Below are 22032 nucleotides of genomic sequence, written 5' to 3'. Positions count from 1 at the left end.
ATGTATATAAATAAGCTGTTATTAAAGGAATTTGGAAAATTTAATAATAAAGAGATCCGGCTGAAAAAGGGCTTGAATCTGATCTACGGTGCAAATGAATCCGGTAAGACAACGGTGAAAGAATTTATTGTTGGCATGCTGTATGGAATCGATAAGACCAGAGGGATCGGAGCAAGGCTGGATAATTATGAGCTTCGCAAACCGGTAAACGGCGGTGGTTATTCCGGAAAGGCATACGCTGTAACAGATGACAAAAGCTATCTTCTGGAGCGGAATTTCCTTCGTACAAATAAAAATGCAACGCTGACAGAGATTGAAACAGGAAAAGAAGTACAGCTTAAGAATCCGAATTCTTATAAAGGCATCCTGTTTGATGTAGATAAAAGCACCTATACGAATACCCTTTGTATCGGAGAACATGGTGCTGCACCGGGGAAGGAACTGGCAGAGGATCTTGGCAATTATGTGGTAAATCTGACCACAACCCGGAATGCCGATATTGATAAGACAGAAGCGGTCCGGTATCTGAAAAATGAACGCCGGAATTTTGAAAATAAAAAGCTGGCAGCAGAGATTGATCAGTTAAATGAACAGATGGATGCGCTTGGAGATGTAGACGGAGATCTGGAAGCAATCCGGGAAGAACGCCGGGAAGAGCTGGATGCTTATAATATGGAGATCGCGCGGTTGAAACGGGAGGCAAGACAGCTTGTAAACGAGAAGGATGCAGCAATTCCGGATGAAGACGAAGACCGTACCAGAAGTCATATCTTCCTTGATGTGGAAGCGCTGGATGATGATGAGGAGTTCCGTCCGAAGACACAGAAAAAGCTGACTGACAATATATTTATTATAATGCTGACTGGTATTCTGGTTGTTGCCGCAGTTATGCTGGCGGTTCACTTGCTGAATTTCCAGAAAGCAATCCAGCAGTTATTTACAATCTGTACGATCGCATTTGTGGCTGTTACGATCATTGACGGATTATTCCGGAAGGGCTTCTTTGATGGAGCGGATGCAGTACCGGATGAGGCAGAATTCGACCAGATGATCTATGAACTTGGACGTGCTACAGAATCCAGAACAGTCCGGATCGAGATCGACCGGAATTTTCAGGAAGCACATGATGCAAAATTAGAGCTGTTGAAGTTCAAAGAGCATGATGCCGTAGCAAAGCGGGATTCCTATTATGAATTAAAGGGCAAACGGGATGAGCTTCAGAAACGGTTTGAGGTGATGGAGAAGGAACAGAAGGCGATCGACCTTGCGATCCAGACTATCAATGATATATCGGTGGATATTTATAATGATTTCGGTGGCCGTTTAAATGAGAATATTTCGGAGATCGTCAGTATCATTACAGATGGCAAATATAACGATGTGAAACTGGATGAGAATATGCATATTTCGGTATTTGACGACGATCATTATATGCCGATCGAGTTCCTAAGCAGCGGAACGATTGAACAGATCTATCTGGCTGTCCGGCTGTGCATCGCAGGGCTTCTCTGCAAAGACCGTATGCCGATCATTGTAGACGATATCTTTACAGCCTATGATGAACACCGTCTGAAAAATGCACTCTACTGTATGAGCCGCATTGATACCGATCAGGTCATAATCTTTACTTCAAACAATGCCATTGGAGATATGCTGGATGATCTCTCTATGGAATATAATTATGTAGAGTTGTAAATTGATTGTAAATTAAAAATTAAAAATCCCTGTCCACTTCCAGTTCTATTGCAGGTAGGGATTGAAACATCAGTGCAACGCGTTTCAATCCCTACCTACGATAGAGCTGGATGCAGGCGGGGTTTTTTAGTTATACTTAATTACATCTCATAGTTATCAGAGATGGTATGTTTTTCTTTGTACTCAGCGATACGTGCGTTGATCCGCTCAGCAGGATCTAACAGCTCGCTGATAGAAGCATCATGATTTAAGTGGTCGATGATCAGAGCGATGTACTTGCTCATATCGGCTGATTCGTACCAATCCTTCTTGAACAGGTCAGGCATCTGGTAGGTCAGGTTGGTTGTGATGACCTTTTCGATCAGACCTTCTTCGTGGCACTTATCGAATACTTCAAGACCCTTTGTGAAGAGACCGAAGGTAGCGATACAGTAAACACGTTTTGCTTTTCTCTGCTTTAACTGTCTTGCAACATCGATCATGCTTTCACCGGAAGCAATCATATCATCGATGATGATAACATCCTTGCCCTCAACAGAATCACCAAGGAATTCATGAGCAACGATCGGATTTCTTCCATCAACAACGCGTGAATAGTCACGACGCTTGTAGAACATTCCGACATCGACACCTAACAGGTTCGCAAAGTAGATTGCTCTGTGCATAGCACCCTCATCCGGAGAAATGACCATCATATGGTTGTTGTCAATTTCAAGATCCGGTGTGGTACGGAGCAGGGTCTTGATGAACTGGTAGGTTGGACGTACATTCTCAAATCCGCTCTTAGGGATGGCATTTACGACACGAGGATCGTGTGCGTCAAATGTCACAATATTGTCAACACCATAAGACTTTAATTCCTGAAGCATAACGGCACAGTCAAGAGATTCTCTGGAAGAACGCTTGTGCTGGCGGCTTTCATAAAGGAATGGCATAATTACTGTGATCTTTTTTGGTTTATCAGTCATAGCGGCGATCAGTCGTTTCAAATCTGCATAATGGTCATCCGGAGACATACGCTGTGGCTGGCCTGCCATTGTATAAGTACAGCTATAGTTCCCGACATCAACCATAATATAGATATCTTTACCACGAACGGATTCATTCAGAATACCCTTTGCCTCACCGGAGCCGAAACGTGGACAATCGGCACTGATCAGGTAAGTATCAGCTTCATATCCGTGGAAAACAATGTTGTCTTTGTGTACATTGTCTCTGTTAGCTCTCCATTTTACGAGATAATGATCAACCTTTTCACCAAGGCCTGTACAACTTTTGTGAGCGACAATTCCGAGACTGCCCACGGGTATGGTTTCTAATTTGCTATCGTCTGGCATGATAAATATCCTCCATAATCTTATAGTGTAATGATTCGATACCTTATATTGTTAGTATCATTGATAGTATATATGCAAATGCAGAAGACTGCAATGCCATCAGTTAGAAGTTTTATTCTGGATCCGGTCTTTTCGTTTGGTGTAGCGGATATTTGTTCCATATAATGGAAATACCTTAAAGTCACCAATGATACGGGACATGATACGTTCCGTATACCGGTCAGAAAGCTCCCGCATACTCAGATTGGTTGAGATCAGAGTAGCAAGGGATCGGTTGTTGCGCATGTTTATGATCTCAAACAACTGGGAATTGACGAAGGTATTCGGAACCTCGGTGCCGAGATCGTCGATGATCAGCAGTTCACAGTTATAGATATAATCATATAACATCATCTTTTCTTTTTCACGCACATTACCCATTATAATGCCTGATAAAATATTTTCAAATAAATTTATTGAAGTCAGATAAAGAACTGTGTGTCCTTTGTCTAACAAAGCCTTTGCAATACAGTTGGACAGGAAGGTTTTTCCAAGCCCTGTTTCTCCATAGAGGAGAATGCCGGAGTGGGATTCGTCAAAATGCTCGACATATTCCTTACATGCTGCTAAAGTATTCGAGGCATTCTCGTATGGCGTATGCTTATGCGTGCCATCGTTTTCCCGGCTGTAGTAGTTCAGGGAAAAAGTAGAGAAATTCTCTCTCTCCAGGATTTCGCGGATCGTGGACTGGTTATACAGCTCGTCGATCACCTTCTGTGTCATACATTTGCAGGGACGGTTTCCCTGATAACCGGTGTCGTGACAGAGCGGACATTCATAGATCGGTTCCAGATAATCTTCCGGATATCCGTGTTCTTTTAAAAGCGCTTTTTTATGAGCTGCCAACTCACGGTTATTCCGGTTGATATCTTCCATATTAACAGGCAGTTTCCGTATTCTGTTTCTTGCTGCCTGAATAGAAGAGGAAGCGATTTCCTGATCGATCTTTTTTATCTCAGGAATCTTTTCATATATTTCAGCTTTTCTATTGTCTGCCAGAATTTCATTTTCAAGACGCTTCCGTTGAAAGCCTGACAATATACTATCATAATCTATATTTTTCATAATTACACATAATCCTTATTTAGTGAGAATTTATCTCATCTAGGAACAACTGCTCCATTTCATCAAGCTCAGCCGACATGTCTTTTTGCTGGAATGAATTGAAAGCATTCGGTTTAGCATTGTACTGACTTGATTTTTGTGATGTATTTCGTTTTTTTGCTTCGTGATATTCTGTGCTTGCCTTGGCAATATCATCGACTGTTTTGACACCCTGTTGCTGCCATTTTTTCAGGATACCGTTGATATAGGCAAATGTTACATCGTGAGGATGCTGTGCAATTCCACGGTTGCAGGCTTCAATGATGACCGGCAGTTCAAAGCCCATTTCCTTATTCCAGGAATCCATCCATGCGACTTCTCCTGTGGTTGGAGCTTTCCGGTTGATACCAAGTGCCTTAAAGACTGCACGGTACAATGGGTTGCCATTTTCAGCAGCTTCCTTTGCTTCCTCCAGTGTGTGGATGCCGGCCTGATACCAGTTTTTGGCAATGCCCTCTGCATAACGGAGATCCGGTTTCTCAATGCTGACACAGTATTCGATCAGATATTCCATGATCTCGGTGGAGAAGCCTAACTGATCGTGAATATAGATCAGGATCTCGATATCATTCACCGATAATTCTTTTCTGAAATAGGTTTCTGCTTCAAATATCACGTCGGCAAATGCATCATCTTCCTTTGCCTTTGCTGCAAGGGCGGCAGAGTAAGGCTGTTTCTCCGGAAATACAGACGCCGGTTTCTGAACCGGTTCCGGTCCTGATATGGTATTCTTGGTATGTACCGGTTTGCTTGCTGCTGGAACAGCAGGCTTCTTTTTCTTTTCCGGAAACTTTAATAAAGAGATGCTGTCGAGCGACAGGGAGGTGTCTGCCTCTTCCTTTGTTTTTTCATGCAGAGGAAGAAGGGTAATACCTGTAAGCTGGCCGGATGCATCGTAATCCAGACGTAATACGTCCTCGCTGATCCAGTACCGGATCGCACGGCAGATATCCTTCTCTGTGAGGTTGAAATGATCTGCAATATCAGCTACCGAGATCGGTGCTTTTGAGGACAACAGTCGGATAAGATATAGATAGACCTTGACAAATTCGCCATTTGCTTCGGTCATATAATAATCAATAAAATGATTCGATACCAGGGAAAATGTTTCCTTTGCTTCTGTTGAAATTGTGATGTAACTCATGGTAACTTTTCCCGCCTTTCATAACTTTTGGATGTCTCCAAACCTTCTCTGGTCAAGAAGTGCTCACATTATAGCATGTGTTTTTTAAATTGCAAATAGAACAAATAGTCGGTTGGAAAAATGGACAGGGATGTTGATTTTGTGGATAATGTGGAGAAGTTTTGGATAAAAAAATTATTTGTTACTAACACATCGGGAACAGGTGCTAAAACAGGGCATTTGTGAAAAAAAGAAAGTAAATTTTATGTAAACAAATGAAAAGAGCTGTATGAGGAAAACTCCTTCACACAGCTCTGTGGATAATGTGGATAATTATTTTTTTATCAGCTCATTTCCGATAGAATCGACATTTCCGGCACCCATAGTTATCAACAAATCATTTTTTTTGCAATTTTTCAATAAATAATTTTCGATGTCCATAAAGGATGGCAGATAGAACGCATCGGTTCCATAAGAAGCAATCTTTTCGGCGAGCTGCTTTGAGGATACCAGACCTGTGTCTTTCTCTCTGGCCGCATAGATATCAGCAACGATAACATGGTCACAGACACTTAAGACCTTTGCAAAGTCATCGAAAAGGGCATATGTTCTGCTGTAGGTATGAGGCTGGAATACACACCATAATTCATGGTAGTCTGTATTCTTTGCAGCGGCGAGGGTTGCAGCAATCTCAGTTGGATGATGTGCATAGTCATCCATGACCTTTACATTGTCGAGGATCGTTCCTTTATATTCGAATCTCCGCTCTGCACCCTTACAATGCAGCAGACCTGCTTTGATCGCATCGATTTCGATGTCAAGCTCTGTTGCGGCAGCAATAGCAGATAAGGAATTGTATACGTTATGCTTTCCAAATACATGAAGTGTGATGTCGGTGATCTCTTTTCCGTCGATCACAAGGGTATAAGTTGGACGGCCAAATTCATCAAAGCGGATATTTGCAGCGCTGTAATGGTTCTTTGGATCTTCACCGAAAGTAATAACCTGGCACTTCAGATCTCTTGTTACGGTATCAAAATACTGCATATCACCATTTACAATGACTTTTCCGTTTTCAGGAGTCTTTGTTGCAAATGTGTGGAATGACTCCGCGATCTCTTCAATGCCGCTGAAGAAATCCAGATGATCCGCATCAACATTTAAGATAATGCTGATGTATGGTTTGAATGCGTGGAAGCTGTTTGTATACTCGCAGGCTTCTGTTACAAAGTAATCAGAAGAACCTACACGGATATTTCCACCGATATCATCGATGATTCCGCCAACGGAAATTGTCGGGTCAACGTCGGCCTCTAACATAATATAAGAAAGCATGGCAGTTGTGGTTGTCTTACCATGTGTACCACTGACTGCGATGGAGTATTTATAATTCTCCATGATCTGACCTAAGAGCTGTGCTCTTGTCAGCATAGGGATATTTTTGGATTTTGCAGCCTGAAATTCTTCATTATCCGGATGGATGGCTGCTGTATATACGACAAGGTCGATCTGATCTGTAATATTGCTTGCAGTTTGTCCAATATTGATCAGAGCACCCATGTCAGAAAGTTTATCCGTCATATCGGATGCTTTCATATCGGAACCGGTGACTTTAAAACCTTCTTTGATAAGAATTTCGGCAAGTCCGCTCATGCTGATACCACCGATTCCCATAAAATGTACATTTATTGGATGATTAAAATCAATTTTATACATGATGTTTCGCCTTCCTGAAAAGAATATTTGTGAGTATTATAGCATAGATAAAAAAGGAGTGGATTAATTTTTCATAAAAATTGAAAAGTTCAGAATTTAGTGTGCGATGCGGACAAAATGAAAACGAAAAATAGAAAATTATACGGTATCATGTCAAATATAGGCAGATTTCCGTGATTATTAACAGAAATTTGTCGTTTTTTTTGACATGGAAAACATAAATAGTTCACATATTGTTCATGAAATGTTCACATATATACTGTAACATACAATACGAAAGCTTTTCATATATTTGAATCCTTTCCCCCCTCATTTGGAGCCACCATTTTGGTGGCTCTTTTCTTTTTTAAATGTAACAAAAGGTGCTTTCGTATATCCGTGCCGTGGTCTGGCGGTGTTATAAATATCTCACTGCGGTTTCTGTTCACTGCACATGTCTGATTCGTAAATGCTCCTGTGCTAACTCGTCCTTCGGACTCAGACAAGCACCCGCATTTACTGACAATGCGCAGTTCACGACGAAATCCTCGCAATGATATTTTATAACACCGCCAGACCATGGCGCGGATATACGGAAGCACCTTTTGCTCATTATATCGCATGAAATGTCTTGTTATGGAGATGATATAGGTATGTTTGGAGATTTTTTTCGATATTGGGATGAGCTGCCGGAGCAAGGTGGTTTTTCGTTATTTGGATGGATTCATATAGGCTGGCTGGTTGGAATTATATTTGTATGTATAGTGACCGGTTATTATTATAGAAAGGCAGATGCTGCTGTTCAGGACAGAATCCTGAAAATACTGACGGGGATATGTCTGTGTCTGGAATTAGGTAAGGATTTTTATTTGATATGGATCGGGGAGATGGGGATATCATATCTTCCGTTTGAGATGTGCGGACTGGCGATTTTTGTGGAACTGGGATTTGCATTTTTCCACCGGGAATTTCTAGGAGAAATTATGTGCGTGATCAGTATGCCCGGTGCAATGGCAGCATTGTTATTTCCGGACTGGACCAGATATCCGTTATTTAATTACATGCACATCAATTCTTTTCTGATACATGGACTTTTAGTGCTCATTCCGGTGCTTGTTCTGACATCCGGCAGATACAAACCTTCTATAAAAAGGATCTGGCAGATCTTTTTGTTCTTGTTTACAGTTGTTCCCTCTGTCTATGTTATAAACAGGATCTGGGGCTGCAACTTTATGTTCCTCTGTTATCCGTCCAATGGTTCTCCATTTCTGTCTGTTTATCTGCGGCATGGCTATGTTCCATATCTGATCACGTATGCCGTTACAGTTATTCTTTGTATTTTGGTTATATATGGAATACTGGACAAAATCGCTTCCTTTTGTGGTAAAAATGTGGTATACATTAATAGGAAGAATTAGTTGAGAAAAAAAGTCATAATAATAGAAAATATGCGCAGAAAGAACTGCGTATACGGAAGATAGAATACGGAGAATGAGAAAAAATGATAACAAACGATGCGACGCTTTTAAAAGTAAAACATGAAGTATTGTATGAAGTTGCCAAGCTTGCGTATGCCGGACGATTGGAGGAAGAAAGAGACAGTCTTCCTTATAAGATGGTTCCGGGACCGCAGCCGGCATTTCGATGTTGTATCTACCGGGAACGAGAGGTTATCAGACAGAGGATCCGGCTTGCGGAAGGTAAAGCACCGGGTGCTGAAGATGACGGAAATATTGTACAGGTCATTAATTCCGCCTGTGAAGGATGTCCGATCTCCCGATATGTAGTAACAGATAACTGTCAGAAGTGTATGGGTAAAGCCTGTCAGGCAGCCTGCCGGTTTGGAGCGATCAGCATGGGGCGGGATAAGTCCTATATTGATCCATCTAAATGTAAAGAGTGTGGGCAGTGTGCAAAAGCCTGTCCTTATAATGCGATCGCAGATCTGGTACGACCTTGCATGAAGAGCTGCCCTGTGGATGCGATCTCGGTGGCCGATAATGGTACCGGTATTGCCGTGATCAATCAGGACAAATGCATACAGTGTGGTTCCTGTGTCCATAAATGCCCGTTTGGCGCGATCGGTTCTAAGACATTTATCGTGGATATCATTAAGAAGATGCGTTCAGATATTAAGGTGTTTGCTATGCTTGCACCTGCAACGATCGGCCAATTTGGTGCAGATATTACGATGGCAAGCTGGAGAACCGCTTTAAAGAAGATTGGTTTTTATGATGTTGTAGATGTATCACTTGGAGCGGACATGACTGCCATGAATGAGGCGAAGGAATGGATCGAAGCCAAGGAGAAGGGGGAGAAGAAGACAACCTCCTGCTGTCCGGCATTTAAGAACTATATTGAGAAGCATTTTCCGACATTAAAGGATGCGATCTCAGAGACAGTATCACCGATGTGTGCAGCATCCCGTTATATAAAGGAAAAATTTCCGGGTGCAGTTACTGTATTCATTGGACCGTGTATCGCGAAGAAAGCGGAATCCATGTCAGGAGAGAAGGATACTGCAGATTATGCACTGACTTATGGTGAGATCCGTGCGATGCTTCGTGCAAAGGGTGTAAAGCTGGAGCCGGAAGAAGATACGGATGATCAGGGCAGTATCTATGGTAAGAAATTTGCAAATGCAGGTGGTGTAACCGCAGCAGTTCTTGAAAGTATGAAAGAACTTGGCTGTACCGGTGATGTATCTGTATGCAAATGCAGTGGCATAACCGAATGCAAGAAGGCATTGACGCTGATGAAGGTCGGAAGACTTCCAGAAGACTTCATCGAAGGTATGGTATGTGAAGGTGGCTGTGTCGGCGGTCCATCGAGACACCGGGATCCAAATCTTGCAATGCGTGACAGAAATGCAGCACTTGCAAAATCATCGGATATATTGATCAAGGACAATCTGGACAAACAGAATGCAGAAACGGTTGATATGATCCGTTAGATATAAGAAGGTAATTGTAATATCGGATGTGGGGACTTCTGATATTACAGGGAAAAGCAGAAACTATTAACAACAAAAGAAAATAAAGAAGAAAGTAAGAAAATTAAATGTCGCCAGACGAAACATAAAATAAGCCCGGCGGCATTTTTTTCGATGGAGGTTACACGCATGGTAGCACAGATTTTGGCACTTGCCATTTTTGTAGTTATGTTCGGATTGATCATATCTGAAAAATTTGAGCGTCATGTTATCACATTGGTATGTGGACTGGCAACACTTGTTCTGGTATTTGGTGTAGCAATGCACAGCATGGATGCGATACTTGAAACATTAAATATCAGAAACATTTTTACACTTTCGTTCTGGTATGAGGCAGGAGCCTCATCCGAGAGTACGGGTGGTATCAACTGGGCCACGATTATCTTTCTTGCGGGAATGATGGTTATGGTAGAAGGTATGGCAAAGGCGGGTTTCTTTCGCTGGCTATGTATGACGATCGCGAAAGCCGTTCGGTATAGGGTCATTCCGATATTTATTACATTCATGATCATGTCATTTGTCCTTGCTATGTTCATTGACAGTATCACGGTTATCCTGTTCTTAGCAGCAGTTACGGTGGAACTGGCGCAGCTTCTGGACTTTAATCCGATTCCGCTGATCCTGTCTGAGATCTTCTGTGCAAATCTGGGTGGATCGGCAACAATGTGTGGTGATCCTCCAAATATCATTGTCGGAACATCCCTTCGGTATTCGTTCTCCGATTTTATTACAAATACCGGCCTGATGGCGGTACTTTCACTGGTGGTTATTATTTTTTACTTTTATTTTTGTTTCAGGAAAGAACTCACTGCATCTTCGGCGTCACAGACTTCGGAGAAAGATCATCCATCACCGGTATCTGCGATCACGGATAAACGGGCATTTGCCATTAGCTGTGTGATCTTTTTATGTGCGGTTGCCTTACTTATCACACATGCACAGACCGGACTGACAGTTGCATTTATCGGTCTGTTTATAGCAATACTGGTTCTTCTGACATCAGGAAAGAATATCGGACATATTTTAAAAAATGTAGATTATAAAACGATCCTTTTCTTTATTGGTCTGTTTGTTGTAGTCGGTGGTCTGGAGCAGACCGGTATTCTGGAACTGGCAGCCGGATTTATCGGGAAGGTAAGCCATGGAAATGCCAAGGTAATGATAGCCATTATTATCTGGGTATCCGCGATCGCAAGTGCATTTGTAGATAATATTCCATTTGCCGCAACCATGATCCCGGTTATCAAGACTCTGGCAGCATCGACAGGTGTGGATCTCTCGGTTCTTGCATGGACACTGGCAATGGGTACAGATATCGGTGGAAGTGCGACTCCGATCGGGGCATCGGCAAATGTTGTCGGAATGTCGATCGCGGCAAAAGAAGGTCATCCGATCTCTTGGGGCAAATATTGTAAGGTATCGGCTCCGGCATCCGTTATCGTTATTCTGATCTCAATGGTCTGCATTTATCTGCGATATTTCTAAATTATAATAAAGGTGGAATATAACTGCAACCAGCTAATTATATATTGACATTACCAAAGATTTCGTAATGAGATGCATAGTGCCAGTAAATACGAGTGCCTGTTTGAGTCCGAAGGACGAGTTGGCACAGGAGTATTTACGAATCAGGCATATGCAGCGAATAGAAATCGACGTAAGTCAATATATAATTAGCTGGTTGTAGTTATAATTCCCCCGTTTTTTGTAAAAATGAACTGCAAAAAACTGTTGACAGATAAGTGAAATATGGTACTATAGGTAAAGTAGTTTTCAAAACTACGTTTGAAGTTAACGAAAAACCCAGAATAAAGTCTGGAAAAACCGAGAACGAAGTTGCAAAAACGTGAAAAAAGGAAACACATTTTTCATTATATAGATCATTATTTTACGGAGGAACAGACAGTATGATAACAGAGTTAAAACCGGAAGAAGGAATTGCCGGAAAGTTTGTCAAGACAGCATTTGATGAGAATGGTGTATTAAGCAAGATTGAATTTACAAATGATGAGACCTTTAATTTTGCATTTGATGTAGTGGATGCATTAGCAGAAAAGACACCGGATAAGACAGCATTGATCTATGTGTCCAGAGATAAGGAAGAAAAGAAGTTTACATTTAAAGAGATCAAAGAGTATTCCAATATGGCAGCAAATTATTATAAGAGCCTTGGTATCAAGAAGGGCGACAGAGTGCTGCTGGTATTAAAGCGTCATTATCAGTTCTGGTTTACGATCCTTGCACTTCACAAGATTGGAGCTGTAGCAATTCCTGCAACCAATATCTTAAAGGTAGAAGATTACAGATACAGAATTGAAGCTGCAAATGTAAAGGCTGTTGTATGTACAGCTGATGACAAGATTCCGGATGCAATGGCAGCCATCGATCCGGATGATAAGGTGATCAAGGTTATCGTAAATGGTGAGAGAGAGCATTTCCATCCATTTGATAAAGATATCCTTTCATTCAGCAAAGAATTTGCACGTCCGACAGGTGAAGATACAGTCTATGCACATGATACCATGATCATCATGTTCACATCAGGAACAACCAAGCATCCAAAGATGGTTGCACATAATCATCTGTATGCACTTGGACATTATATTACAGCAAGATATTGGCATAACGTAAAGACGGATGGTATTCATTTTACAGTATCCGATACTGGCTGGGGTAAGGCTCTCTGGGGCAAGCTCTATGGTCAGTGGTTATGCGAGACCTGTATCTTCGTTTATGATTTTGATGTATTCAGTGCAGACAATATCATGAAGCTTGTAGAACAGTACAAGATCACAACCTTCTGTGCGCCACCGACCCTTTACAGAATCCTTGTTAAGATGGATCTGAGCAAATACGACCTTTCCGCACTGACTTACTGCACAACTGCAGGAGAAGCTCTGAATCCGGAAGTATTCTATAAATTCAAAGAGATGACAGGATTTACGATCTTTGAAGGCTTTGGTCAGACAGAGACTACACTTGCGATCGGAAATCTGAAAAATACAACACCGAGACCGGGTTCCATGGGTAAGGCAAGCCCACTCTATGATGTTCACATTATGAGACCGGACGGAACACTTGCTGATGTAGATGAGACCGGTGAGATCGTTATTAAGATTGCAGATGGCGAACCATATGGTCTGTTCTCTACTTATAATAATGATGAGAAAATGACAAAAGAAGTTAAGCACGACGGTTATTACCACATGGGTGATACCGCATATATGGACAAGGATGGATATTTCTGGTTCGTAGGCCGTGTGGATGATATCATCAAGGTTGCCGGATACCGTGTTGGACCTTTTGAGATTGAAAATGAGATTATGAAGATCCCATATGTTCTGGAATGTGCAGTTACAGCTATACCGGATGGAACCAGAGGACAGGCGATCAAGGCAACGATCGTTCTGACAGAAGGAACGGTTGGCGATGATAACCTGAAGAAAGAGCTGAAGCGTTATTTCAAGGAGAACATGGCGAGCTACAAACGTCCTCGTGTGATCGAATTTGTCGATGAGATGCCAAAGACGATCAGTGGTAAGGTAAGACGTGTAGAGATCAAAGAGAAAGACTGGAAATAAGTCCGGACGATTATCTGCTGGGATAGATTACAGGCAGATGAAATGACATAGCCTGTGAGAAGCAGGCAGGAAATGGAGATGTTCATAAAATGATAGATATGGAAATTAAGCCATATGAGCGTATGGTTTATTACTATGAAACTGACAGAATGGGAATTGTTCATCATTCTAACTATATCAGATGGTTTGAGGAAGCGAGACTGGACTGGATGAAGCAGATTGGATGGGATTACAAGACCATCGAGGACGACAATATCATTATTCCGGTATTGTCGGTATCTGCGGAATACAAAACCATGTCCAGATATGGAGACAACATTGTGATCTATGTAAAGCTTGCAGAGTACACAGGCATCCGTATTGGATTTTCCTATGAAGTACATGACAAGAAGACTGGAGAGCTTCGGTGCGTCGGCACATCCTGTCATTGTCTGCTGGATGAGAACAATAAGCCGGTGTTCATGCGGAAACGTTATCCGGAGAAGGATGCGTTCTTCAAGGAGCTCATGAAGCAGCAGGCTGAAGAATAATATTATAAAAAACGCCCACACCGTGATCAGATCATTTCTTTATGCAGAACACTTTCGTTCTGTGTCTCACGTAGCGGTACTAAATTCACCGCAGAGCGGTTCATCAAGGACCGACGGGAGACAAGGTCTGCCAAAAGAAATATCTGATCACAGCGTGGGCGTTTTTTATAGCTACATTTGTTTGTGTCTCACGTAACGCAAGTGCTCTGCATAAAGAAATGATCCGGACATGGTGAGAGTTTTATAGAATTGCCAAGTTTCCCTGCCAGATCCTCGCTGTTGACACATTGTTTTATAATTGCTAGTATAGGCTTGATATAGGGGATTTCCATGCGGAATCAGGTATTATGTATGAGCTTGTTAGGAAAACTTGTTAAGAAAGATTATGAAGATCATGGCTGCAGGGCATGATGTATTTTGAAATGATATGAGGTTAGAATGAGAAAGATAAAAGAAAACAGAGAGAAAATGTATAGATCGCGTTGGACGAAAATTGTTAGTTATATGTTGGTAATGGTGATGGCTGTTTCCTTGTTTGGACAGGTTGCTGTGAATGGAGCATTTGACGGAACTGGCAAACAGGCAGGCACAGGTGTGATCGCGGGGCTTAGCCAGGTAGAGGCAGCTTCGGATACTTCTATTGATTATAAGGCGGCTTTGAAGGAAACGTCTGTTGCAATCGAGAAAAAACTGACAACCTATAAGGTGGAAGTGGCAGATGAAACAGGCGGAACTTCCGTCGTAGACTGGTATGGTCCTGCAAATGCTTCAATCGGTGGCGAGTGGGCTGTGATCGGAGAAAGCCGTTATGGACGGAAGAATGTATTGTGGTATCGTGCCTATTATGAGAATCTGGTACGGGTATTACAGGCAGCCGGAGAAGCACAGGCATCTGCTGATGGAACAACTACAGGCGGAAGTGCAAAGACTGTGCCATTGAAGCTCGACAGCAGAAAGGGAACGGAAAATTCCAGAGCCATTCTTGCACTGACTGCTATGGGGATAGATGCGTCAAACGTAGAAGGGTATGATCTGACAGCAGCTTTGTCGGATATGACATATGTAAAAAAACAGGGCTTAAATGGACCAATCTGGGCGTTGATTGCGCTGGATTCCGGTAATTATGAGATACCGCAGATCACATCGGGTAAAACAACAGCCCAGGTATCCAGAGAAAAATTGTTATCTTATATATTAAGCAGTGAGCTTACAGATGGTGGATTTAATCTGACGAAAAGTGATTCACAGGGGGCAGATCCGGATGTGACAGCAATGGCATTGCAGGCATTTGCACCATATTATACCGGACGGATAACTGTTGGAACAGAACTTCAGAAGCAGATCAGGGAAGCAGTGGACCGGAACATACAAGTTCTCTCAGATATGCAGAAAACCTCCGGAGCATACAGTTCATATGGAAGTGAGAATGCAGAAAGCACGGCACAGGTGCTGGTGGCTTTATCCAGTCTTGGAATTGATGGAAGAACGGACAGTCGTTTTGTAAAAAATGGAAAGTCTGTGCTGGATGGTCTGTTGTATTTTTATATATCATCAACCGGAATGTTTAAACATGTAGACACGGAAAAATCCGGCAATCAGATGGCGACCGAGCAGTCGTTTTACGCATTGGTAGCGTATCAGAGGTTCCAGAATAAAAAGGCAACCTTGTATGATATGACAGATGCGGATAAAGCATGTGTTATGGATCTGACAGATTGCAGCGTAACCATTTCAAAGACCGCATACATATATACCGGAAAGACGATCAGACCTGCAGTGACTGTTACCTGTAAAAAGCTGGATGGAACAACGATCACTTTAAAAAAAGACACAGATTATACAGTCACATATAAGAATAATAAAATGCCGGGCAAGGCAACGGTCGTAGTAAAAGGTAAGGGTGATTATACTGGAAGCGTAAGCAGAACGATCACGATCGCACCGACGGCAACGGTGATTTCTTCGGTGACAAATACAGAAACCGGAATCCGGCTGAAATGGAAAAAGACGACAGACGCAGAGAAATATATCATATATCGTAAAGCGAAAAATGGCTCCTGGAAGAAATATAAGTCGGTAAAGGCGGCAAATGGATGTTCCTTTACAGATACTAAAGTTACAAATGGAAGCAAATACGCATATAAGATACGGGCGTATGCGGATGGTGTATATGGAGCATACAGTTCCATACACACAATATACCGAGTAAAACAGCCAGCCCTGAAAGTAAAAAAGACAGGAAAAGGCAGACTGAAGTGTTCCTGGAAGAAGAACACGAAGGCGAACAGTTACCAGATCATGTATGGAACGAAGGCGTCCATGCAGGGGGCAAAGACGATCGCGATAAAAAAAGCCGGAACCGTGAAAAAGACTATAGCCGGATTAAAAGCCGGAAAGAAATACTATGTACGGATCCGGAGCTGTAAAACGGTGAATAAAAGGAAGTATTACAGCAGTTGGAGCAAGACCGTAAATATCCGGGCGTGATCGGGATCGTAGAAGCTGACTAAACATGCAGATACCCGGAGAACAGAAACTACAGGTACAATAAATACCGTATGACAGAAAGCAGCAGCATATGAAGTTCATTAAAAAAAATTTAAAAAAAATAATTGGTATTCTGGCGGTGGTGCTGATCCTTACCATGGCATTCTGGTATGGTGGAAATGCACCGGGTTCCAGAGGCTTTTCCGGATTTGGAAAGCAGCATACGGAATCCCGGAATTCGACCGAACTGGCAGAAACTGAAACCGGTCAGGAGGAAACCGGAAGGTCATCGATGACGGAATCGGAAACAACAGACGGTCAGGACGCTGATAGTCAGGACACGGATCGTACAGATGAGACATCAGAAGGAGTGGCAACAGAAGATGGACAGGATCCATATGGCCCGGATGGACAAGGCTCCTCAGGGACGACAGAGGTTCTGACCGAACAGCCAACGACGGAACAAACGACTGAAACAAAAGAACCGAAAACAACGGAACAGCCAACGACGGAAGAAGAACCGGGGCAGAATACGACAGAAGCTCCAACGACGGAACGGCCGGCGCATCAGAAACCGGAGAAGCCTGCAACAACGGAAGAACCGGAAACGACAGAGCAGAAGCAGACCGAGGAGCAGACATATACCTGCACGATATCGATTAACTGCGATAATATTCTGAAAAACTGGAATATGTTAGATAAGAGTAAGCAGTCCTGTGTACCTGCCGATGGCTGGATACTGAAGGAAGTCGAGGTAGAATTTAAAAAGGGACAGACCGTATTTGATGTATTAAAGGATATTACGAAAAAAAAGAGTATACAGCTTGAATATTCCTTTACTGCATTATACGGAAGCTACTACATTGAGGGAATTCATAATCTGTATGAATTTGACTGCGGAGAATTATCCGGTTGGGAGTATTGTGTCAATGGGAAGTTCCCGGCATTTGGATGCTCAAAATATGTATTGAAAGATGGAGATAAGATTGAATGGAAATACACCTGTGACCTTGGAGCAGATGTAGGAAATCCATATTTTGAATAACAGACAGGAGAAACAGGTGAAGAAGATCAGAAGGGATGCATTTGCAGACAGTCATCCAATCGTGAATTTGATATATTTTATATTTGTCATCGGATTTGCAATGATGTCGCTTCATCCGGTTAGTTTAGGGATCGCTTTTTTGGGAGCGGTCTCATATTCTATCTGCCTGAATGGCAGACGGGCACTATATCAGAATCTGCGCTATATGCTGCCGGTTGTGATATTGACGGCACTCATTAATCCGGTATTCAGTCATCAGGGGGTGACGATCCTGCGGTATCTGCCGTCCGGCAATCCGCTGACGCTCGAATCTATTCTGTATGGTATAGCGGCTGCTGTAATGCTGGTGACAGTACTGTGCTGGTTCTCATCCTTCAATAGGATCATGACTTCTGATAAAATGATCTATCTGTTTGGGCGGCTGGCACCGTATCTGTCGATCGTTCTGTCTATGACGTTGAAGTTCCTGCCGGAATTTACCGCAAGGATCCGACAGGTATATCAGGCACAGAAAGCGGCAGGCTGTGTGATGTCTGGGAAATATTTTAAACGGCTTCGAACCGGTATGCGGGTGATCTCTTCGGCAGCAACCTGGGCGTTAGAACGGGCGGTCATAACAGGTGACAGTATGAAGAGCCGGGGATATGGGTTAAAAGGCAGGACAGCATATTCGTTATTTCATTTTAGAAAAAGTGATGGCTGCTGTCTGGTCGTGATTCTGGCAGCGGGAAGCTTTGTTGCGGCAGGAATGATCCGGGGCGTGATCGATTGGCAGTATTATCCGGATATAACAGGAAATGGATCAGACGGAATGGGAACTGCGGTATTTGCAGGCTATCTGTTATTAGTAAGCCTGCCATGTGTGATGCATTTGTATCAGGCAATCCGGGAAAGGAAGAAAAGATGAAATTATATGAGATCGATAATCTGACATTTGCATATCCGGATATTGCATCGGAGAGGGATGATGTTTATCTGAAGCCGGTATTAAAGGATATCGGCCTTTCCATAGAAAAGGGCAGCTTTGTCATTGTCGCAGGTGGTTCCGGAAGTGGGAAGACGACATTGCTCAGACAGTTGAAATCCGTTTTGACACCTCGTGGAAAACGGGAAGGAACTGTCTGTTTTCAGGGGAAAAAACTTGGAGACATAGATGATCGTGTACAGACGGAGCAGATCGGATTTGTTGTACAGGATGTAGATGCACAGCTTGTAACGGATAAGGTATGGCATGAGCTTGCATTTGGGCTGGAAAGTCTTGGATATGATAATGCCTTTATTCAGAAGCGGGTAGCGGAAATGTGCTCATTCTTTGGTCTGGATGGGATTTTTCACAAAAAGGTAAATGAATTGTCCGGCGGACAGAAGCAGTTGGTAAACCTGGCATCAGTCATGGCAATGGCGCCGGAGGTGGTGATCTTAGATGAGCCGGCAAGCCAGTTAGATCCAATGGCAGCGAGGGAATTTTTTCAGTGCCTGTATCGTATTAACCGGGAACTTGGAACTACAGTGATCCTGACAGAACACAGACTGGAGGAAATCTGGCCGATGTGCAGCCAGTTCATTCTGATGGAAGATGGCAGAGTGATCTATGATGGAAGCATTGCAGATGGCGTGGTGCTGTTGGCACAGAATGCACCGGCAATCGAGATCCCTGCGGCATGCAGGATAGCATTTGGATTGTCAGGTTATGGAGTTACAGACTGTCCGGTTACAGTTGCAGAGGGCAGAGAATGGCTGCGGCAGTATGATGAGAAACATGAACAGATGGCAGCAGGGGGACAGTCAGAGCAGGCGGATACGCAGGGAAAAAATCAGACAGCGGAGAACGTGATCGATATTAAGGATGTATTTTTTCATTATCCATCCATGGAGAAAGAGGTATTGTCCGGACTTACCTTGTCGGTAAAGCGGCAGGAGATCCTTGCCATAAATGGTACAAATGGATGCGGAAAGTCAACATTGTTATCCCTGATCGCAGGGAACTACCGGCCGGACAGAGGCAGGATCCGGCGGGAGAAGCAACTCCGGATCGGATATCTTCCGCAGGATCCCAAGCTGTTATTTACTGCAAATACAGTTGGAGAAGAACTGGGACTGATCCGCAGACATGGGACGTTTGAGGTGGCGGAGCAGGAGATTTCGAAGGAGACAATATGGAACAGTATTCATTTCTGCCGGCTGGAATCTGTACTGACGCAGCATCCATATGATCTGTCAGGGGGAGAACAGCAGAGACTTGGACTTGCAAAGGTACTGCTTGCTGCTCCGGATGTGATACTGATGGATGAACCGACAAAGGGCATGGATGCAGCATTTAAAAAGCGGTTTTCGCATATGATGAAGAAGCTTAAAGCTTCCGGACATACGATCGTGATGGTAAGTCATGATATTGAATTCTGTGCAGAAACGGCTGACAGGATCTGTCTGATCTTTGATGGCAGAGTGGCAACGGTTGCGGGAACAAACGATTATTTTTCAGGAAATGAATTCTATACGACTGCGGCAGCCAGAATAGCAAAAGGAACAATTCGGGACGCTGTAACGGTTGAGGATATTCTGCATGCATATGGTAAAACCGGTGCTTGGGATCAACCGGATGACGATATAGATGACGGAATTGTATGGACAGATACTGGGAACAGGAAGGAAAATGACGAAGCAAAGCAGGAAGAAGACCGGATAGGAAGCGGCACTCAAAGCGAGATATCAATACAGGAGAAAAAACCGGAAAAAATGTCATTTGTCCGAAAACTGGGACTTCTACTTACAACGGTTATCATGGCGTTCTGTTTTTATAAGACAATGACACAGGCGGATCTGACCCGGCTGATTGAGGATGGAACGGTGACCGGAGAAGGTATACAATATCTGATCTTGTATGGTATATTTATATTGGCAACGGTCATATATATTCTGTTGCTGCGTCCGGTCGGAAGAAACAGGGATCAGGATATTGACCTGCGCAGAAGGAACCGGATCAGCAGAAAAAAATTGATCATAACGGTTCTTTGTATTGCAGCAGTGGCAGGAACGATCTGGTTTGGCAAGACGGTTCTGTCAGACCGGAAGTATTATTTTATTTCCCTTCTGGTTCTGATCGAAATGATGATACCGTTTCTCACAGCCTTTGAGACAAAGGCACTGGGAGCACGGGATATTGTAACGGTGGCAGTTCTGTGCGCGCTTGCTACAGTCGGAAGAACAGCATTTTTTATGATACCGAATTTTAATCCGGTTATGGCGATCGTGATCATCAGCGGGGTAGCATTTGGATGTGAGACCGGATTTGTGACCGGAGCGGTGACGATGCTGGTATCGAATATGGTATTTGGACAGGGACCGTGGACACCATGGCAGATGTTTTCACTTGGCCTGGTTGGTTTTGCGGCGGGGCTTGTATTTAATAACAGCCGGGTCAGAAGTCAGAATGTGACGAAACTTGGCCTGTGTATCTTTGGCGGCCTGTGCTGTATTCTGATCTATGGCGGTATCATGAATCCGGCGTCTGTGATCATGTGGCAGCCGGCAGTGAACCTTAAGATGATCGTGGCAGCGTATGTAACCGGCTTTCCGTTTGATGTGGTACAGGGATTTGCGACGGTTCTGTTTCTGTGGATCATGGCCCGGCCATTTTTGCTGAAACTGGACCGGATCAAGATAAAATATGGAGTATTGTGTGAGGTAAAACAGCATGCTTAGAAATTGTAGTCTGGAAGAGATATCGGATGGTCGTTTATACGATCAGACGGATATGGTAAAAGCATATTGCAATGAATGTAAAGGGTGTCATGCCTGCTGTGAGGGAATGGGAAATTCCATCATCTTAGATCCGCTGGATGTGAGCAGACTGACAAAGGAGACAGGGAAGAGTTTTGAAGCTCTGCTTGCCGATACGATAGAGTTAAATGTTGTAGATGGGTTGATCCTTCCAAATATCAAGATGGTAAATGGAACATGTACTTTTTTAAATGCAGAAGGCAGATGTGGGATCCATGCGGCAAGGCCGGGATTCTGCAGACTGTTTCCGCTTGGCAGATATTATGAGGATGGCGGATTTAAATACTTTCTTCAGATCCATGAATGTGATCGGGCAGGCAAGGTGAAGGTCAAGGTATCGAAATGGATCGATACACCGGATCTGCCGAGATATACAGAGTACATTAATGAGTGGCATGATTTTCAGAAGCAGGTGCAGGAGACATTTGCACGGATCCGTATGCAGGACGGGGCAGAAGAAAGTAAGGATGCACGGATCAAGCAGATGTGTATGTATATTCTGAATATCATGTATGTTGCGAGATATGAGGAGAACCGGGATTTTTATGAGCAGTTTGAGATGCGATTGGAGCATCTGAAGGAACTGCTTGAGTCAGGAATCTAGCAGACAGATCCTGATCGGGA

15 protein-coding genes are annotated in these 22032 nt (G+C 43.2%); 11 read left to right on the top strand and 4 right to left on the bottom strand.

Annotated elements, in window-relative coordinates; all coding sequences use genetic code 11:
• On the top strand, positions 1 to 1695 hold the full coding sequence (locus tag DWY07_RS04695; protein WP_117822352.1) for an AAA family ATPase: 1695 nt from the start codon (positions 1 to 3) through the stop codon (positions 1693 to 1695).
• Positions 1696 to 1835: 140 nt separating this feature from the next.
• Here DWY07_RS04695 and DWY07_RS04690 read toward each other — a convergent pair whose 3' ends face one another.
• The 4 genes from DWY07_RS04690 to murC all read right to left on the bottom strand — a co-directional run bounded on the left by DWY07_RS04690 (position 1836) and on the right by murC (position 7014).
• Positions 1836 to 3035, bottom strand: coding sequence for a ribose-phosphate pyrophosphokinase (locus DWY07_RS04690; RefSeq protein WP_347465299.1), 1200 nt, complete (start codon positions 3033 to 3035; stop codon positions 1836 to 1838).
• A 96-nt stretch (positions 3036 to 3131) separates the two neighbouring features.
• Positions 3132 to 4136, bottom strand: a complete 1005-nt coding sequence (locus DWY07_RS04685; RefSeq protein WP_117822351.1) for an ATP-binding protein — start codon at positions 4134 to 4136, stop codon at positions 3132 to 3134.
• A gap of 19 nt (positions 4137 to 4155) precedes the next feature.
• Positions 4156 to 5319, bottom strand: coding sequence for a DnaD domain protein (locus tag DWY07_RS04680; RefSeq protein ID WP_021944688.1), 1164 nt, complete (start codon positions 5317 to 5319; stop codon positions 4156 to 4158).
• Positions 5320 to 5631: 312 nt separating this feature from the next.
• Positions 5632 to 7014 (bottom strand): UDP-N-acetylmuramate--L-alanine ligase, encoded by a 1383-nt coding sequence (gene murC / locus DWY07_RS04675; RefSeq protein WP_117822350.1) that lies wholly within the window; start codon positions 7012 to 7014, stop codon positions 5632 to 5634.
• A gap of 632 nt (positions 7015 to 7646) precedes the next feature.
• Here murC and DWY07_RS04665 point away from each other — a divergent pair.
• The 10 genes from DWY07_RS04665 (at position 7647) to DWY07_RS04620 (ending at position 22012) form a co-directional block, all read left to right on the top strand.
• Entirely contained in the window at positions 7647 to 8411 is a 765-nt protein-coding gene (locus DWY07_RS04665) for a YwaF family protein (RefSeq protein WP_181983882.1), read from the top strand.
• A gap of 83 nt (positions 8412 to 8494) precedes the next feature.
• Positions 8495 to 9946, top strand: coding sequence for a 4Fe-4S dicluster domain-containing protein (locus DWY07_RS04660; protein WP_021944691.1), 1452 nt, complete (start codon positions 8495 to 8497; stop codon positions 9944 to 9946).
• 168 nt (positions 9947 to 10114) lie between these two features.
• A complete protein-coding gene (locus DWY07_RS04655) occupies positions 10115 to 11470 on the top strand; it encodes an ArsB/NhaD family transporter (protein ID WP_201815396.1) in 1356 nt (451 codons plus the stop codon).
• 422 nt (positions 11471 to 11892) lie between these two features.
• Positions 11893 to 13566, top strand: coding sequence for an AMP-binding protein (locus tag DWY07_RS04650; RefSeq protein ID WP_117784457.1), 1674 nt, complete (start codon positions 11893 to 11895; stop codon positions 13564 to 13566).
• A gap of 89 nt (positions 13567 to 13655) precedes the next feature.
• The gene (locus DWY07_RS04645) at positions 13656 to 14096 is read left to right on the top strand and encodes a thioesterase family protein (protein ID WP_117808115.1); all 441 of its coding nucleotides are present in this window, start codon (positions 13656 to 13658) and stop codon (positions 14094 to 14096) included.
• Positions 14097 to 14534: 438 nt separating this feature from the next.
• A complete protein-coding gene (locus DWY07_RS04640; protein ID WP_117822347.1) occupies positions 14535 to 16583 on the top strand; it encodes a hypothetical protein in 2049 nt (682 codons plus the stop codon).
• A gap of 91 nt (positions 16584 to 16674) precedes the next feature.
• Complete coding sequence (locus DWY07_RS04635) at positions 16675 to 17628, top strand: DUF4430 domain-containing protein (RefSeq protein WP_117822346.1); 954 nt, start codon at positions 16675 to 16677, stop codon at positions 17626 to 17628.
• Positions 17621 to 18535 carry an energy-coupling factor transporter transmembrane component T gene (locus DWY07_RS04630; protein WP_179960572.1) on the top strand — a complete coding sequence of 305 codons (915 nt, stop codon included), beginning with the start codon at positions 17621 to 17623 and terminating at the stop codon, positions 18533 to 18535. The genes DWY07_RS04635 and DWY07_RS04630 overlap by 8 nt, the downstream gene beginning before the upstream one ends.
• Positions 18532 to 21330, top strand: coding sequence for an ECF transporter S component (locus tag DWY07_RS13365; RefSeq protein ID WP_147340239.1), 2799 nt, complete (start codon positions 18532 to 18534; stop codon positions 21328 to 21330). The genes DWY07_RS04630 and DWY07_RS13365 overlap by 4 nt, the downstream gene beginning before the upstream one ends.
• A complete protein-coding gene (locus tag DWY07_RS04620; RefSeq protein WP_117808119.1) occupies positions 21323 to 22012 on the top strand; it encodes a YkgJ family cysteine cluster protein in 690 nt (229 codons plus the stop codon). The genes DWY07_RS13365 and DWY07_RS04620 overlap by 8 nt, the downstream gene beginning before the upstream one ends.
• The last annotated feature ends 20 nt before the right edge of the window (positions 22013 to 22032 follow it).

This window comes from Clostridium sp. AF23-6LB, from assembly GCF_003461085.1.
GTDB lineage: Bacteria > Bacillota > Clostridia > Lachnospirales > Lachnospiraceae > Coprococcus > Coprococcus ammoniilyticus.
Note: the sequence above shows the minus strand (reverse complement) of the source record. Positions and strands in the feature narration are given on the sequence as shown.